Raw genomic sequence first — 17,974 nt, forward strand, 5'->3', positions numbered from 1 at the left:
ACTTGCCTACGGGGTCGATATTTAGCTTTATAAAATATTCCCCGTATTTTTTTGCTTTTTTGATGATTGTTATCAATTAACAAAATTCTTTGCTGTGCGGTTGTTGGATAGCAAAAATGCTCAAACAAGGGTTAATCGCACAAGTAAGAACCACTTACTTAACACAACAAAAAATTGGAGAATCAAATGTTTAAAGCAAAACATTCTCTGCTGAGTTCAAGTATTGCATTCTCATTTGCTTTACTTGGCGCTCACGCGCAAGCAGAGACACTCGTAATACAAGCAGAATCCTTTGCCAATTCAGGCGGAACTTATAACGATGGCCAACCGAACCCTGTCACCATATACAATGTAAATGGACAAGGCGCGATTAACTTTGTTAACGCGGGAGATTTTGTTGACTACAATGTAAACGCCGAAGGCGGTGAATACAACATAGAGTATTTTGTCGGCACTAGTGTTCAATCAGGCCCTAGTATCGAAGTACTAGTCAACCTTAATGGCACTTGGCAGAGTCAAGGTTCGGTAGCTGTGCCGTATGGTAGTTGGGATGATTTTCAATCACTGACGCCAGCTCACACTGTTTCATTACCAGCAGGCGCTTCAACCCTACGTTTATTAGCGGTTGGCTCTACATGGCAATGGAATTTAGAATCTTTTGTATTAATGCAAAATTCACCTGTTGATCCTGTTACTGACTCAGACAACGACGGTGTCAACGACAGCCAAGACCAATGCCCAAGCACACCAGCAGGTACGCCAGTTGATGCAAATGGCTGCCCGACGACTAGTGGCGGCACACCGCCTAGTGGTGAGTCTTTTGTTATTCAAATGGAAGCCTTTGATGCAACAGGTAGTGATGATGCACGCGCACAAGGTGTTTTAGTTGGCGAACGTGGTTATCCAAATGATAAACACACAGTGGTTGATAGTGTGCAAACCACAGATTGGGTTGACTACACAATTAACTTCCCATCTTCAGGCAATTACAGCGTATCTATGTTAGCTTCCGGGCAAACCTCACATGCTACCGCTGTGTTATTTGTTGACGGTACTGAAATTAATGAAGTGCCAGTGCATACGGGTAATCAAGCTGATTTTGCAGAATTTCAATTAACTGGCTCTGTATACATCACTGCAGGCACTCACACAGTACGTGTTCAAGCACAAAGTTCTACTGGTGAATTTAGCTGGTTATGGTTTGGTGATGCTTTAACTTTCACTAATTTAGATGGCGACAATGGTGGCGGTGAACCTGAGCAAGACGCTGATAATGATGGTGTGTTAGATGGTTCTGATTCTTGTCCCAATACACCAGCAGGCGAACCTGCTGATCTAACTGGGTGCAGCCCATCACAATTAGATAGCGACAACGATGGTGTAAACAATAATATTGATCAATGTCCAAACACTGCAGCTGGTGCGACGGTCGATGCAAACGGCTGTGAAGTTATCGTAAATAACGATACAGACAACGACGGTGTAAACAACAGCCTTGATATGTGTCCAAACACGCCAGCGGGTGAAGCTGTTAATGGCTCGGGTTGTGGTGCATCACAATTAGATGACGACAACGACGGCGTAAACAATAATGTCGACCAATGTCCAAATACACCAGCAGGTACGCCAGTAGATGCTGCAGGTTGTGAAACCGACAATGGTGGTGGCGAGCCAGGTGAAGGTGAGTATTATCATGATGGTCAAGGTTTATTGTTTGGCCGTGTAGATGGTGCGATGAACTTTGCTGGTGAAGCTGGTTATGTTGCAAATCCACCTAATTACGACGTTACAACTGATTTGTTAGAGACAGACGATGCAATTCGAGCTAATTCTACCGAAGTATTCCGTGGTGAAATTTATGATGCTGATGGTCATATCTCTTTCTATGAGCATATAGACGACAGCGTACGTTTATACATTGATGGCCAACTAGTCCTTTCCAACGACAGCTGGGAAAATTCATCACAAACAACTGACTTAAACTTAACCCCAGGCTGGCATGACTTTGAGCTAAGACTTGGTAACGCAGATGGCGGCAGTGGCGCTGTAAGTGGCATAGGTTTTGGTATTGATATAAACGGTGGCAGCAATTTTGTTCACCCAAGTACCTTAAGCCCAAGCATGTTTAGAGCTAGCGGCCAAGTTGTGGTTGACCCAATTTTACCACCGCCAGGTGGCATTCAAATTGAATTAGAAGATTTTGATGAAACCGGCACAGTTGGCCGAGTTGCCAGCGATCCAAACGACGGTTTTGTTGCTGGTGATACAAACGTTGGTTGGGTAACTAATGGTGACTGGGGTAAATACAACAATGTGTTCCTTGAAGCCGGTACTTATCGTGCATTTATCACTGTGTCTACACCTGCGGGTGGTAGTTATGGTGCGCGTATTGATATAGACGGCGAACCATTTGCGTGGGGATATTTTGACAGCACAGGAGGTTGGGATATAGCAGCAGAATACGAACTTTATGGTGGTGATTTAGTTGTTGAAAGCACAGGTAATCACACAGTGCACATTGAAGCAATTGGTGGTTCTGATTGGCAGTGGAGTGGTGACTTTGTGCGTTTTGCAAAAGTGAGCGACAGCACAGCTAAACAACCGCGTGTATATAACCCGAACGATCATGTCGTAGCTGAAATTGATGGCCCAGCGACAGGTTTACAATACTTGAAAACACCAGTGCAAATTCCACTAGCAAATAAAGTATTAAAATCAGACGTTTGGTATACCTATCCACAAAATCGTAATTTAGAAGTAGATGGTGATACACCATATGCAGATTTTGGTGCAACAGGTGCATTCTGGGGTCATCCACCAGAGCATGACTTCTACGACGAAACTGTCATTATGGATTGGGCAGTTAACGTAGTTGGCGACTTCCAAAGTGAAGGTTTTGAATATACGGCACGTGGTGAGTTTGACTGGGGTTATGGTTGGTTTACTGAGTTTACAACTAATCCTCAGCCGCATTATGTACAAACATTAGACGGCCGTAATGTCCGTATGACATTTATGGGTTATTTAAGCCATGACGGTTATAACAACAATTGGTTGAGTAATCACAGCCCTGCATTTGTACCATTTATGAAGTCACAAGTTGACCAATTATTAAAAGCAAACCCTGACAAGCTGATGTTTGATACTCAAACTAATTCAACTCGTTCAACTGACATGCGTGACTTTGGTGGTGACTTCTCTCCATATGCCATGGCAAACTTCCGAGTTTGGTTGTCGAAAAAGTATAGCAGTGCACAGTTAGCTTCTATGGGGGTTAGCGATGTGAATACCTTCGATTATGGTGCATATTTACGCGCGCAAGGGGTAACTCATACTGATTGGTCTAATGCAGGTGATACCATTTCTGGCAATATCCCAATGTTAGAAGATTTCATCTACTTTAACCGTGATGTTTGGAACCAAATTCGCCGAAGTATTAGAATACATTCGTGTGCAACGACCTAATATTGAAATTGGTGCAAGTACCCACTTGTTTGAGTCGCGTGGTTATATCTTCAATGAAAACATCACTTTCTTATCTGGTGAATTGAACTTAGGTGCAAGAACCAGTATTGCTGAGTTACCAACTAACATACTTGTACACTTAAAAGGTGCTCAAGCAGTTGATAAAACTTTAGCTTACTTCCCTTATCCGTGGGAGTTTGACGAGTTACGTATTCAAAACGCACCGCGTTTTGGTCGTGGTTGGGTTGCGCAAGCTTATGCTTACGGCGGCTTATTCTCTATTCCTGCTAACGTATGGGTAGGTGGCGAGGTTTGGACTTGGTCACCAGGTGCGGATAACTATCGTGATATCTATCAATTTGTTCGAGCGCAAGCTAACTTGTTAGATGGTTACACTTCGTATGCGAAAGCAGGTTATGTACACGCTATGTACTCATCAATGAAAGCCGGTTTTATTGACGGTGGGAACCAAGTGCAATCAAGCGTGAAAATTTTAACTGAAGATAACATAAACTTTGATATGTTGGTATTTGGTGATGCTGGTTACCCAGTTGTACCGCGCCAAGCTGACTTTGATAAGTTTGACCACATTTTCTACGACGGCGACTTAAACTACTTAACGCCAGAACAGCGAGCTGTATTAGATGCGCAAGGCAGCAAAGTTAGACACATTGGTCAGCGTGGCACCATTGCAGGTTTACAAATTAACGTAAGCATTAACGGCAGTGTTGCAAACGAAACTGTATCTGCGGTATCTCGTATCCACGAAACAGATGCGTCTGCGCCATATGTTATGCACTTAATTAATCGTCCATTTGCGGGTGGCGTAACACCTATCTTAAACAATGTTGAAGTGGCAATTCCTGCAAGTTATTTCCCACAAGGAGTAACTGCAGCGAAATTACACTTACCAGACGGTTCAAGCTCAACAGTTGCGGTTTCGACCAATGCAAATGGTGATGCAGTAGTGTCTGTTAGTAACCTTGAAGTTTGGGGTATTTTAGAATTAGCTCACTAATTTCTTAAAATTTATTAAAGGTTGTTAAGGGCTTCATTTGAAGCCCTTTTGTGTTTAACTTAACCTTAGCTGCGCGTAAGCAGAGTTGAAGTAAATTTATGCGCAGCTGAGGTTAACTTAATTGGAGCTTTGCATGACTAACCAATTAACAGAGTTATTAAATAATTGGTATCAAAAAAAAGACCAATACCAATGGGTGTTGGGCACTATTATTGAAACTCAAGGCTCGTCATATCGCAAAGCAGGCGCCATGTTATTTATTAATAACCTTGGCCAATATTTTGGCCTGCTTAGTGGTGGTTGTTTAGAAGCCGACATAATGCGCCAAGCGCAAATAGTAATGGATAAACAACAGGCCATGGTGATCCAATACGATATGCGTGAAGAAGATGATATCAGTTGGAAGCTTGGCATAGGCTGTGGCGGTATGGTGCGAATATTATTGCAACCTGTTAATTCACAAAACCACTATCATGATTTACCAATGTTATTGGAGTTGTTGCAAGGCAGACAAAGCGTTAGCTATCAAATAAATCTCGCAGCGCCAGATAAATCCAATTTGGCAGTGGTTAACAACCCTACCGATAGCCACAAAACATCTACCCAAAGTGATGTACTAAATATCCAATTAAAACCCGTCCCGCATATAGCGATATTTGGTGCTGGCATAGATGCGAGGCCACTCGTGGCTATGGCTGGAAACTTAGGTTGGCAGATAACTTTAATTGATCACAGAAGCAACAACGCGCGTGCGCAATATTTTACCGCGGCAAGCCAAATTATTCGTCAAGCACCAGAACAGTTGGCAGAACATCAACTGCTGCACAATATAGACGCAGCTGTGGTGATGGGACATAACCTGGAATTTGATGCCGCAGCTTTGGCTGTTTTGCAACAATCAAGCGCTAAATATATAGGTTTATTAGGGCCAAGCCACCGCAAAGACAAAGTACTCAAACATGCACAGTTACAAGAAACATCTATGCCAATTTATGGCCCTATCGGCTTAAACATAGGTGGTGAATTGCCTGAATCCATCGCATTAGCAATATTGGCAGAAATACATGCTGTATTGGAACAGCAAAACGCACACCCTTTGTCGGTAGAGCTCGACTTTAAAGCCATTCAAACACTGTAAATAGAACTGACCAGAGGTTAATAAATTTAACGTACTTAAATTTATTGTTAACAATAAACATTTTTATGGTAGCATCAATGATAATTTTTTAAATTGATATGTGATGACTCTATTATGAAAAAGGTATTTTTCGTTTTATTGACTGTATTGTGCATGCCAGTTGTAAACGCCTCTGAGCGCTTATTGTGGGGACATGTATACGAAACTAGTGAACCCTTGCACAAATGGGCTGTGTGGGCGGCAGAGCAAATAAAAATTAAAAGTGAAGGACGGATTGAAATTGATATTTTCCCTATTTCAATTTTGGGCAAAGAAGCTGAACTTAACGAAAGTTTAAGTTTAGGTGTGGTTGATATTATTTATACAGGCACTAGTTTTGCGGCACAGCTTTCACCTTCACTGGCAATTGCGGATTTACCATATGTATTTGACGGTTATTCGCATTGGCAAGCTTTTAACCAGAGTGATTTGTTAGTTAATTTAGCTAACAATTACGCGAGTGCAACAAACGGAAATCAAATACTTGGTAACAGCTATTACGGCCAGCGACACGTTACTTCTAACAAGCCGATTGTCGATTTAGCTGGCATGCAAAATTTAAAAATACGCGTACCTAACGCCAGTATTTTTAAAGAGTTTCCATTAGCCGTCGGCGCAAACCCAACACCTATTGCCTTCTCTGAAGTGTATATGGCACTACAACAAGGTGTTGTTGATGCACAAGAAAATCCATTGCCGACGATAAAAGCGAAAAAGCTTTTTGAAGTACAAAAGCATATCAATCTAACTGGCCATTTAATGGGCTCTATTCTTACTATTGTCAGTAGTTATCGATGGAATAAATTACCGGAGCAAGATAAAAAAATTGTCCAGGCTGTGTTGCAACAAGCCGCTGAAAAAGTGAGTGAAGAAACCCGTAATAACGAACTCGCGTTGATTAATTGGTTTCAACAAAACGGCATCAGTGTTAATCAAGTTGACACACAAAGTTTACGCCAAGCAACATTAAAACGACACGCGCCTTATATAACAAAAGTCGGCCGTGAAAACTATCAGCAACTTATTGCGCTTAATCCAGAAAATAACGCGGGAGTTAAATAAAGATGGACACTGCAGAACTCGAACAAAAAGTAATATCGTTAAAACAACTGCATATGGAAGACTGGATAAGCTTAATCATTTTCTGGGGACTCGCTATTATTTTATTTAGCCAGTTTTTCAGTCGCTATGTATTTAACTTTCCGTTAGGTTGGTCTGAAGAAGTGAGCCGTTATCTGCTTATTTTATTGGCGTTTGCGGGCGCTTGCATCGCCAGTCGCAACCAAGCGCATATCGCCATGACGTTATTCCATCGTTGGTTGCCGAAAAAATCGCTCGGTAAACTGCATATGGTTATTGAATGTTTTAACTGTGTGGTTATTTGTCTGCTGGCATATTTTTGTTGGCAAATTATTCCATTGATTTCACCGCATTCATTGGCTTCGTTGCCATTATCACTTACCTGGGTATATGCGCTTTTATTGGTATTTTTGTTCGCTATGCTGGCTCGTACACTGCGTATTGTGCTTGTTACCCCATACAAACACCAAACACAGGGGCTATAAAAACATGGTCATCGCAGTTTTATTTATTTCGTTACTTGTGCTGATTATGCTTGGCACCCCAGTCGCTTTTGCATTAATTGCTTCTGCTTTATTGGCTATTTTAGTTGATGGTCAACTACCAGAGTTGGTGGTGATGCACCGTATGGTTGCTGGTATCAATAGTTTTCCATTGTTGTCGATTCCATTTTTTGTATTTGCTGGCGCGTTAATGAACGCATCTGGCATTACTCAGCGTATTTTCGATTTTGCCAACTCTTTGGTCGGTTGGTTAAGAGGTGGTTTGGGTCATGTAAATGTAGGTGCTTCGGTATTGTTTGCTGGTATGTCTGGTGCTGCTGTTGCCGACGCAGGTGGGTTAGGCGCAATTGAAGTAAAAGCTATGCGTGATAAAGGTTACGACGCAGGTTTTGCTGTAGGTATTACCGCTGCTTCATCGACCATAGGGCCAATTATTCCACCAAGTTTACCTATTATTATTTATGGTGTAATGGCATCAGCTTCTATCGGCCAATTATTTGCCGCAGGTTTAATTCCGGGTTTGTTAATGGCACTCGGTTTAATGATTATGATTGCTTGGTACGCAAGAAAGCGCAATTACCCAAAAGATGCCGGATTTTCTATTAATAAAACCATAGTGACTTTTAAATCGGCATTTTTATCGCTGATGACGCCTGTGATCATAATAGGTGGAATATTATTTGGTGTGTTTACTGCAACCGAAGCTGCGGTTGCTGCTAGCGCTTATGCTTTAGTTTTAAGTTCAGTTGTCTATAAAACGCTGACGTTTAAACAGCTGGTTAATATAAGCTTAGAAACCATAGAGACAACCAGTATCATTTTGTTAATTATCGCCGGGGCATCAATTTTCTCTTGGGTATTAACCACTCAACAAATCACTGAATTATTTACTCAATGGATGTTAGGTTTTACCCAAAACAAAACCCTGTTGCTGCTATTGATGGTGCTCATTCTATTTATCGTTGGTTGTTTTATGGAAACCATAGCCGCCATCACAATTTTAACGCCGATATTATTGCCAATAGCCGTCAGCTTAGGCATAGATCCTGTGCACTTTGGCATTATTATGGTGCTTAATTTAATGATGGGTTTGTTAACCCCGCCTGTCGGTATGGTGTTGTACGTATTGTCACGCGTGACTAAAGTACCATTCGAAACCTGCACAAAAGCCACACTGCCTTTTTTAATACCACTGCTATTGGTTTTAATCTTAGTGACATTTATTCCTGAATTGTCCTTGTGGTTGCCGTCCGTTTTGTACAAATAGAAGCGACCAGTTTACTTTTTAACAAGACCAATATGCCGTTCAAGGTATATTGGTCAGTGTTTGTTTCTCAGTCTATCATTATAGTTTTTAACATATTGTGCGAGAAAAGTTTAAAGCTGCACATTAAATGTATTTTTTTTGTAAATAATACTTGCATACAGTAGATTGTTGACAATATACTGTGTCTATGTTGTTTGTGTTCTGTCTTTTGGGTGTGTCAGAACATGACTGTCAGCATAAATTGGTAAGATCCTTAGCGGAGATAAAAGATGTCAACAATGAACAAACGATTTAAATTAAGTGCGCTGTCACTAGCCTTGCTGTCTTATAATATGCAAGCTTATGCAGCTGAAGAAGAATCAAAAGAAAAAGAACAAGAAGAAGATGTTGAAGTTATTGAAATTAAAGGCTTTAGAGGAAGTTTGGCTAAGTCAATTAACGACAAGCGTTTCTCAAAAAACATCGCCGATACAATTAATGCAGAAGACGTTGGTAAAAACGCCGACCAAAATATTGCTGACGCATTAGGCCGAGTTACTGGTGTATCAATAGTTAGCCGTGATGGTGAAGGCGCTCAAGTAACCATTCGTGGTGCTTCTTCTCAACAGAATAATATTACCTTAAATGGTCAGCAGTTAACGTCAACTGACTTCAGCCAAGCAGTTGATTTAAGCTCGTTTTCAGCAGATATCCTTTCTCGTTTAGAAGTCGTTAAAACTTCTAGTGCCGACCATGATGAAGGTTCATTGGGTGGTAGTGTTAACCTAGTGACAATTCGCCCTTTAAATCGAGATGCTACTCGAACAGGTGAAATTCAAGGTCGATTTAATGATTTGGCTGAAGAAGAAGATTATAAGGTTCAATTTACGGTTACCGAAAAGTTTCTTGATGATACTTTAGGTGTCGCTTTTACCGCGTACAACGAAACCAATCATATTCGCCGTGACCAATATCGAGTTGACAATTTTGTTGAGTCATTAGATTTTCTCGCGGCTACAGATCAAAATGGCAATGTTTTAAATAATGTTCGCGGTATTACTCATTCAGCAACTATGTATGAATTGATTCGTAATAATACTGATAGAACGGGTATGACATTAGGTTTGCAATGGTTACCTGGTGATGCCACTGAAGTTATGTTTGATGTAACTTACAGTCAGCAAGATTATGAACAAACGCTAGACGGTTTGCGTACACGCTTAGGTTCAAGTGCAGGTTTTGTAGAAGGGGAGTTAAATGTACCTAACTATAGTAAAAATGCAGAGTACACTTCTCCATTTACCGATAACTTTGCCGATTGGATTGGCATAGACACAAATACTAATACATTAACGAAAAATGTGGGGCGTTTTGGTCAAGGGGATATTACTCGTTCTGATGGCGGTGATAAACAAAGTAATTTAAGCACCACCTTGGATATTAAACACTCTTTCACCGATGAATTGGAGATGAGCGTTAAACTTGGTTACTCGCGCAGTAAATCTGACAGTATTCCAGACAATGCTTACACTAATATGCAGAACTTCCATCAAGTGCCTTCGCCTTTATTGTTCCGAGCGGGTGAGAATGTCGTACCTGTAGGTTATGATTGTTCAGCTGGTAATTGTGAAATCGTTGCTGGTAATACTGTTAGTAATTTAGGCACACATGTTAGTTCAGAAGGTTATGTCGATGATGAAGGTATAGCTCGAGCTGGTTGGTGGGATAATACTAATGTATTAACTGGTTTTAATCCTGCTGACTCAAAAACTTTTCATTTAGGCTTCATTTCAACTAAAGATGTAACTGTTCAAGATGAGCTTGCGAATGCTCAAATTGATTTTGACTGGTATGCAGACTTAGGTCCAATTACAACGCTTGAATTTGGGGTTAAATTAAGTCAACGCGAAAAGTTTGTTGACAACCAAAACTACCGCTTTTCTTCGTCTAATCAAACTGCTGTGTTTGAAGATCCACAAACTGGTGAGAAATTTATTATTCAAGCAGGTGGTTTGGCTGACATTCGAGCAAACTTGATTGCAAGAGATGAGGGGTTGGGCGTAGATGATTTTATGCAAACCTTAGGTTATGAATCAAACTACATTACTAATGGTTTTGTTCCAATTGATATTAAAGCGGCACGAGATCTAATTTTAAGTGCAGAAGACACTGTTTACAACGTTGATAACACCGAAACGCGTAAAACAAATTTGGATACACAGGCGTTATATCTTAAAACCAATTTTGAGTTGTTAGATGGTCGTTTAACTGGTGATTTTGGTGTTCGTTACGTTAGAACTGAAGTTGAAACCGAAGGTTTCGCTGGTATGTCTAAATTCACCCACCGCGATTTCAATTTAGGTCGTGAGTTTGAATACAAAGACCTTATTAACTTACGCAATAAATCCTTGCCCGAGTGTTACGATGTGGGTGGTCGAGAGCTTGGTTATGAGAAAAAATTCAGCCGTGTTGATGGTTTAGGTTGGGATACATCATCAGGAACTGATCCGTCTCAATGGACAAAAATTCCTGCTCAAGGCGCCTGTCACGATCCGCTTTATGCTGATTGGTTTGAAGTGAAATCAGCAGATCCAAGTGCGGTTGTATATCCTGATGATTGGGCTGATGCGAGCCTACGCGGAGCAGATTTACCTGCTATTGGTTGGGACACTATGTGGCGTTATGCTCGAATAGACGGTTCACATTTCAATGAGTTTGGTGACGCAAGCTTGCAATCAGCTCCGTGGGTATTGGATCCAAATGCCGCGATTAACGCCAATGATACAGTTGCATTTGTACCAAATGAAGTTAGAGATACCAGTGTGCTTTCTATCCCGACAAAAGGTACACATACTTATACAAATTTGTTACCTAGTTTGAATCTAAATTATGCATTTAGTGATGAATTAGTTGGTCGATTTGCAGTGTCAAAAACCATGACTCGCCCAGAAATTGATCAGTTAAGACCCGGTTTTTCAATGAACCAGAATACTTACTGGTCTGGTACTGATTCTAATGTTGGCAGTAAGTTGACTATGTTCAATACTAAGTTAGAGCCTCTAGAATCAAATAACATTGATATTTCATTAGAGTGGTACTTCAATCCAACGTCTATGTTGAGTGTAGCTATCTACCAAAAAGACATGAAAAACTTTACCGATACAGTAAATGACCTGTATTACATTCGTGACTTCACTAAAGATGAGGGCCCTGTTGATAGCAGCACACTTAAGTTAGCAAGAGCTACTTTGGAAGATGAAGATGATGCATTATTACAAGACTGTTTATCTTTAATCGGTGTTGCTGATTATCCGTTTAATACCAGCACCCCTCACGCCCTTACTAATAACTATGACTTATTGTGTGATACCTATAATGTTGCAGAATACGTAAATGGTGATGGCGCAAAAATTACTGGTATAGAATTAGGTTATTCACAAACTTATGATTTCTTACCAGGATTCTTAAGTGGTTTAGGTGTTTCAGCGAACTACACCTATCAAAAATCTCAGTATGATACTGATTATGCTGATGCAGAGAAAACCATCAAATTACCAGAGTATCCGGTGGCCGATACGCCGGAGCACACGTATAACTTTACAACTTTCTGGGAACAAGACGGCAATCAAATTCGTTTAAGTTACCGCGGCACAACTGACACTTTAGTTGGTATTGATTGGAATACTGGCTTAAATGGTCGAACGTGGAATCAAGGTAGCTTATGGAATGAAGGTCGAGATTCATTAGATTTATCTGCAACTTATAAGGTTAATGACAATGTATCTATCAGTTTCCAAGCAGTTAACTTATTAGACTCGGAATACCGCCAATATTTCACCAGCCGTACTTTGCCTGTTGAGAAGATCGCTGCTGATAACGAGTTAGGATATACCTATGCGGAATACAACGAAGGTAACCCTCTAGAAGGGGAAGCACCTAAGTCACGTACCTATGTTAATTACAAAACAGGTACAACGTATCGTTTAGGTGTTCGAGTTAACTTTTAAGAATTAATTGTGTGGGCCTATATGGCTCACATATTAAAGAATGGTGTAAAGCATATGAATATGATGAAAAAAACACTTTTAGTGAGTGCTGTATTAACTGCACTAACAGGTTGTGAAGAAGATTATAAAGGTAAAGCATCAGTAGATGAAAACGTAGCGCCTACTCACTCGGGTAGCATTTCCGCTACCTTTCATGAAAAAGATGGCGTTAAACGCATTTACTTGTTAGGAACTACTGAAGGTCGTGCAACTGGTAAAGATGACAACGGTACGTTAGTTGCAACTGATGCTAATGGCGACCATTTACAAATTCAGAACTTGCAGGCTAGCACGGATGATTTAACGGGTTTTGAAATTAGTGATGGTCTTATCGTAGTTCGCCCGTCTGAGCTAGTTGATAGCTTGGATTCAGGTCAAACAAAATCAGTAACATTTAACTATGAGATATCTGATGGTGAGTTATCAGTAGCCCGCAGTGCAACAATTAATATTGAAGGTGAAGATTTTGCACCTGCTTTCGAAGCAACTTTGTCAAAAGTATTCACAAAATTTGACAGTAAACAGACAATCGACCTGTTAGAAGGTGCTACTGATGACGACGGCGAAACATTGACTGTTAGCGATTTCTCTGCCGACGCAACTTATCCTGCTGGTCTTTTTATTCAAACTAACGGTACTATTGACATAGATATTCCATCTGTTGCAGATGATATTGCAATTGGTGAAAACATGGTTTTGACGTTCAGTTACAATGTAAGTGATCATAACCATACATTACCTCGTACAGTTTCTGTGCGTATCCGAGGCGTTAGAACAGAGCCTGTTGCACCTATTGTATCTGGCGTTCAAACATCTACAGTGAATACAAGCGGAACGCGAGCGACAATTGACTTGGCTGCTGAGCCAGTGGTTGTTGACGAAAACGGTGATGCGCTAACTGTCGATTTTTCAAGTTTATCACCTGCTAATGGAGCGCCTGATCTTGAATTTGCAATGAGTTCTGGTAGCAATTTAGTCTTTGACCCGTCGATTTTTGGACCTTATGTTGCATCCGGTGCTACAGAAAAATTTATGTACAATTACGACGTGTCAGACGGAACCCATACTGAAGCAGCTAGTATCGAAATCACTGTGACCAATGATGGTTTAGGCAATCTAATAACAAATGGTGGCTTTGAAGACGGCTTGAATGGTTGGACACAAGCCACAGGCGGCGTTGCGACAATTGCTAATGCCTCAGCATTAGGTATGGATGTGGAAGGCTCTAATATTGTTGCCTTCGCGGGTGCCGAGACTATTAGTCGAAAACTTCCTGACTTAGCTACAGACGCTTATTATGTAATTGAAGCGCGTATGAAGCATAAAGATGGTTGGGGTGGTGCAAACTTAATGCGTGTCGTTGATAGTGAAGGTTCTGTTGTAGCCAACACAAGCACATATGAGCATGGTGGTGGCGCACGAACCAACGCAATTGCATTTATGGGTGGTAAAGGCCTCACTTTTGAGTATGAAGCTGCACAAGAATCTGAGCTAGATGACGTTCGTTTATATAAATTGGGTGTGGATCAAGGTATTAACATGATTACTTTGGACAATTCTAATTTTGAAAACGGTGCAGCTGATTGGGTGTTAGCGACAGGCGTATCGGTAAAATCTGATTCAGGCGTTATTTCAGGCACAAATAGCTTGTTCTCAGGGACAGGTGGTGATCCCCGCAATGTTTATGCCTTGCCAAATGGAGCATTGTCAAACACTCATAGATATATGATAGTGATGGATGTGAATATTACTGATTTTGCAGCATCTAACCACACTTTCCGTGCATCAGTAGTGAATGCAAGTAATCAAGATGAAATTGTTACCGGTCATGCGTTTGAGGGTGTGTTCATGTTGGCTGCAGAATCTCAAAAATTTGTCGCTATCTTGGATTTGCCTAGAGATGCAACTAAAACTGATTGGGCAACTACTGACCAGGCTTTACATATTGGCACTAACGTATGGGGTCAAGGGTTTGAATATATAATTGACAATATTCAACTATTCCAATTACCTTAAACTTTGGTTTGTACTCAAGTTTGTAGAAAAGCCCTATTTAGGGCTTTTTTTTCAGCTCCAAAATATTATATCCAGATATTCTTTAGAGGGGCCAAAATGCAGAACGTGTTAAAACACATCGCCATAGTCGGTGGCGGCTCAGCTGGTTGGCTAACTGCTGCCGTTATAGCTTCAACCCATAAACACCGTATTGAAACTGGTACTTTGCAAATTACCTTGTGTGAATCACCGAATATTCCAAATATAGGTGTAGGCGAGGGTACTTGGCCTACTATGCCAAAAACTTTACAGCAAATTGGTATATCTGAATCTGAGTTTATTCAACGCTGTGATGTGTCGTTTAAACAAGGTTCAAAGTTTGTTGGTTGGGGGCAAGATGATGGCACTGGCTTTTATTATAATCCGTTTGATTTGCCGCATGGTTTTGCAGAAGGTTTATCTGTGGAGTATTGGCATCATACTCAGCTAAAAGACGCTTTAGCTCATGTATTCTCACCGCAGCAAACAATATGCGAACTCAATAAAGCCCCAAAATTAGTCACGGATGCAGAATATGCACAAGTTTTAAACTATGGTTATCACCTAAACGCAGGCGCTTTTGTAGAGTTGTTGAAAGAACATGCGATTAATAACTTAGGGGTTAAGCATATAGTTGCAAATGTTGAGCATGTCGGGCTTGCATCCAACGGCGATATATCCAATTTATTGCTCGATAGCGGTTCACAAGTGACAGCTGATTTGTTTATTGATTGTACTGGCTTTAAACGCCTGTTGATTGAAAAAGCGCTTAAAGTTGGTTTCTCACCGTTAAATAATACTTTGTTTGCAGATACAGCGCTTGCCACCCAAGTTGAGTATGCAACTGATGATGAGGCTATCAAATCTTACACCCAGTCAACCGCACAAACGGCGGGGTGGATTTGGGATATAGCTTTACCAAGTCGTCGAGGTGTGGGCCATGTATATGCGAGCGACTTTCAGACGGATGAGGCCGCAGAGCAAACATTGCGACAATACATACAAAATTCCGGTGGCTTAGTAGAAAAGTGCAACATACGTAAAATCAGCTTTACTGCCGGCCATATGAATAAATTTTGGCATAATAACTGTGTCGCCGTCGGTTTGTCTGCAGGTTTTTTAGAGCCTTTGGAAGCATCGGCACTGGTGCTCATTGAACTTTCTGCAGCAAAAATAGCGGAAATTTTACCTGTAACGACAGATGTTATGCAGATAGCTGAAAAACGCTTCAATCAAACTTTTGCATACCATTGGCAAACAGCGGTCGATTTTTTAAAACTGCATTATTTAATGAGTTCACGGACGGATGATTTTTGGCAAGAAAATAGAAAAACAGCTACAGTATCAGGTAATTTGCAAGAGTTGATGGATTTGTGGAAGCACTCAGTGCCAAAAATGTCAGATTTCCCAGCTAGAGCTGAATTATTTCACGCGGCAAGTTATCAGTTTGTTTTGTATGGGCATGGTTATCGCAGTCAGCTATTTTTCGAATTATCAGAGCAAGAAAAAGCTTATGCCCAACAGCTTATTCAATACAATAAGCAGCGAATAGCGCAATTGTCAGATGCACTACCCAGCAATCGCGACTTAATTAACAATATTAAAAAGTATGGCCTTTCTAGGACATAACAAAGCTAAACCAAATCAGGCATTAACTTAGGAAACGCAATGACAGATAAAAATGTACAGTTATTAGATAAAACAGTTCACCGTACTTTAACCATAGATACAAGCCAAGTTGATATAGCAGAAAACCAAATAAATATGGCTATGGTTGTGGTTAATGAGCTAAGTACCATAGTGCATGAATATCCAGTTTTTATCGCCAAAAATCCGCAGACAGGTCAGTTTATGTTAGGCGCTTTGTTAGGGCTTAAATCTGGACAAAACTTATTTATTCAAGATGGTCAGTGGCAAGCATCTTATTTACCTCTGGAAATTTTACGCCGGCCATTTCAAGCCTTGTTTGATCCGGAAAAACCACAAGAAGGTGGGCGCATCGCTATTGATCTTAATCACCCTCAGGTGGTTAAAGACGGCCAAAAAATATTTGATGATAAAGGTGAAGCAACCGAATATTTAAAACGCATTCAACAAACTTTTGCTGCATTAATGGCAGGTACTCAACAAACAACAGAAATACTCACTCAAGCTGACAAACTTGGTTTAATTGAAGGAATTAATATAAGTGTCGATTTACCTAATGGTGAAAAAGCTGCTTTAAACGGTTTGTTTGCTTTTAATCAACAGGCTGTCAGTAAGTTGTCTGGAGACAATTTAGAGTTGGCACATACATCGGGCATATTGCAAGTTTGCCACTTAGTATTAAGCTCTGGCTTACATTTACAGAAGTTGGTGAAGTGGGCCGACGAAGCTTAATTTAGTCAAGTCACCAATAAAAAGCAGGTTGGCAGTCCGCTAACCTGTTGCTGCAGCGTTTAAACTTTCCTCCGCAATATTCATTTCCATTGATAGATCAATCGCTCTGGTGAAAAAAGAGTAGGCCACCTCGTAACTATAATTTTTGTTATTCTTATATGAATTTTTTATTCATATAAAAATAATTGTTGATCGGTTTTTGTGTTTGTGTGAACATTGTTGACAATTAAATGTTGTTTTAACTGAGGTGTGTTATGAGTTCAATTTCTTTAACTGAAAAACAAATGGAAGATTTCTACCGTGATGGGTATGTAATCGCCCGCGGCTATTTCAATATGGCTGAGATTGAAAAATTGCAAGCAAAAGCCTTTAGCGATGATTCGCTATACGACAGAGCTTGGAATAAAAAAGATGGCAGCGGTGCTGTGAGTAAAGTGTGTTTATGGCAAAAAACAGGTGACGACTTGTATAGCATGTTTTCCAGAAGCCGTCGTTTGGTTGATTCGTGTGAAAAACTGATTGGTGAGCCAACTTACCACACCAGCACTAAAATTATGATGAAAGAACCATTTGTTGGTGGTGCGTGGGAATGGCATCAAGATTTTGGTTATTGGCATCAAGACAATTTAATGCTTTATCCAAAAGCCATTAGCTGCATGGTCGCAATTAACAAAGCGACAATCGAAAATGGTTGTTTACAAGTTTTAAAAGGTTCACACCATTTGGGTCGATTAGATCACAGCAAAACGGGTGATCAAAAAGGTGCCGATCTTAAGTTTGTTGAAGAAGCGATGAAATATCACGAGTTGGTGAATGTTGAGTTAGAGCCGGGTGATGTGTTGTTTTTCCATTGCAACTTATTACACAAATCAAACCAAAACCGTTCGAAAGATCCTCGTTGGTCGATGATCTCTGCTTATAACGCAATAAGCAATCAAGCTTTTGCCGACAACGAAGCTGTTTATTATCCCCTAGAACGTGTTGATGATGATGCAATTTTAAATTGGCAAGAAAACCAATAAGCGC

Annotated in this window: 11 protein-coding genes; all 11 read left to right on the plus strand. The window is 40.5% G+C overall.

Going from position 1 to position 17,974, the window contains the following annotated elements:
• The first annotated feature begins 186 nt into the window (after window positions 1-186).
• Window positions 187-3,465 carry a carbohydrate-binding protein gene (locus ACMZOO_RS18130; RefSeq protein ID WP_440906648.1) on the plus strand — a complete coding sequence of 1,093 codons (3,279 nt, stop codon included), beginning with the start codon at window positions 187-189 and terminating at the stop codon, window positions 3,463-3,465.
• A complete protein-coding gene (locus ACMZOO_RS18135) occupies window positions 3,452-4,483 on the plus strand; it encodes a hypothetical protein (protein ID WP_440906649.1) in 1,032 nt (343 codons plus the stop codon). Before ACMZOO_RS18130 ends, ACMZOO_RS18135 begins: the two co-directional genes overlap by 14 nt.
• A gap of 133 nt (window positions 4,484-4,616) precedes the next feature.
• Window positions 4,617-5,621: an XdhC family protein gene (locus ACMZOO_RS18140; RefSeq protein ID WP_440906650.1), complete on the plus strand. Its 1,005-nt coding sequence runs from the start codon at window positions 4,617-4,619 to the stop codon at window positions 5,619-5,621.
• A 114-nt stretch (window positions 5,622-5,735) separates the two neighbouring features.
• Window positions 5,736-6,722, plus strand: coding sequence for a DctP family TRAP transporter solute-binding subunit (locus ACMZOO_RS18145; protein WP_440906651.1), 987 nt, complete (start codon window positions 5,736-5,738; stop codon window positions 6,720-6,722).
• A gap of 2 nt (window positions 6,723-6,724) precedes the next feature.
• Complete coding sequence (locus ACMZOO_RS18150; protein ID WP_440906652.1) at window positions 6,725-7,225, plus strand: TRAP transporter small permease; 501 nt, start codon at window positions 6,725-6,727, stop codon at window positions 7,223-7,225.
• 4 nt (window positions 7,226-7,229) lie between these two features.
• Window positions 7,230-8,510 carry a TRAP transporter large permease gene (locus ACMZOO_RS18155; RefSeq protein WP_440906654.1) on the plus strand — a complete coding sequence of 427 codons (1,281 nt, stop codon included), beginning with the start codon at window positions 7,230-7,232 and terminating at the stop codon, window positions 8,508-8,510.
• Window positions 8,511-8,788: 278 nt separating this feature from the next.
• Entirely contained in the window at window positions 8,789-12,496 is a 3,708-nt protein-coding gene (locus ACMZOO_RS18160) for a TonB-dependent receptor (protein ID WP_440906655.1), read from the plus strand.
• Window positions 12,497-12,550: 54 nt separating this feature from the next.
• A complete protein-coding gene (locus ACMZOO_RS18165) occupies window positions 12,551-14,551 on the plus strand; it encodes a hypothetical protein (RefSeq protein WP_440906656.1) in 2,001 nt (666 codons plus the stop codon).
• A gap of 96 nt (window positions 14,552-14,647) precedes the next feature.
• Window positions 14,648-16,198 carry a tryptophan halogenase family protein gene (locus tag ACMZOO_RS18170; RefSeq protein WP_440906657.1) on the plus strand — a complete coding sequence of 517 codons (1,551 nt, stop codon included), beginning with the start codon at window positions 14,648-14,650 and terminating at the stop codon, window positions 16,196-16,198.
• A 39-nt stretch (window positions 16,199-16,237) separates the two neighbouring features.
• Complete coding sequence (locus ACMZOO_RS18175) at window positions 16,238-16,948, plus strand: SapC family protein (protein ID WP_440906658.1); 711 nt, start codon at window positions 16,238-16,240, stop codon at window positions 16,946-16,948.
• A gap of 254 nt (window positions 16,949-17,202) precedes the next feature.
• Window positions 17,203-17,970 carry a phytanoyl-CoA dioxygenase family protein gene (locus ACMZOO_RS18180; RefSeq protein ID WP_440906659.1) on the plus strand — a complete coding sequence of 256 codons (768 nt, stop codon included), beginning with the start codon at window positions 17,203-17,205 and terminating at the stop codon, window positions 17,968-17,970.
• Window positions 17,971-17,974: the final 4 nt, after the last annotated feature.

This window comes from Catenovulum sp. SX2 (assembly GCF_052056295.1).
Taxonomy (GTDB): domain Bacteria; phylum Pseudomonadota; class Gammaproteobacteria; order Enterobacterales; family Alteromonadaceae; genus Catenovulum.

Excerpts from the sequence above, each read along its gene's own strand:
- ACMZOO_RS18160 (WP_440906655.1), top strand. The coding sequence starts at position 8,789 with ATGAACAAACGATTTAAATTAAGTGCGCTGTCACTAGCCTTGCTGTCT.
- ACMZOO_RS18170 (WP_440906657.1), top strand. The coding sequence starts at position 14,648 with ATGCAGAACGTGTTAAAACACATCGCCATAGTCGGTGGCGGCTCAGCT.
- ACMZOO_RS18175 (WP_440906658.1), top strand. The coding sequence starts at position 16,238 with ATGACAGATAAAAATGTACAGTTATTAGATAAAACAGTTCACCGTACT.
- ACMZOO_RS18180 (WP_440906659.1), top strand. The coding sequence starts at position 17,203 with ATGAGTTCAATTTCTTTAACTGAAAAACAAATGGAAGATTTCTACCGT.
- ACMZOO_RS18165 (WP_440906656.1), top strand. The coding sequence starts at position 12,551 with ATGAATATGATGAAAAAAACACTTTTAGTGAGTGCTGTATTAACTGCA.
- ACMZOO_RS18145 (WP_440906651.1), top strand. The coding sequence starts at position 5,736 with ATGAAAAAGGTATTTTTCGTTTTATTGACTGTATTGTGCATGCCAGTT.
- ACMZOO_RS18155 (WP_440906654.1), top strand. The coding sequence starts at position 7,230 with ATGGTCATCGCAGTTTTATTTATTTCGTTACTTGTGCTGATTATGCTT.
- ACMZOO_RS18150 (WP_440906652.1), top strand. The coding sequence starts at position 6,725 with ATGGACACTGCAGAACTCGAACAAAAAGTAATATCGTTAAAACAACTG.
- ACMZOO_RS18130 (WP_440906648.1), top strand. The coding sequence starts at position 187 with ATGTTTAAAGCAAAACATTCTCTGCTGAGTTCAAGTATTGCATTCTCA.
- ACMZOO_RS18140 (WP_440906650.1), top strand. The coding sequence starts at position 4,617 with ATGACTAACCAATTAACAGAGTTATTAAATAATTGGTATCAAAAAAAA.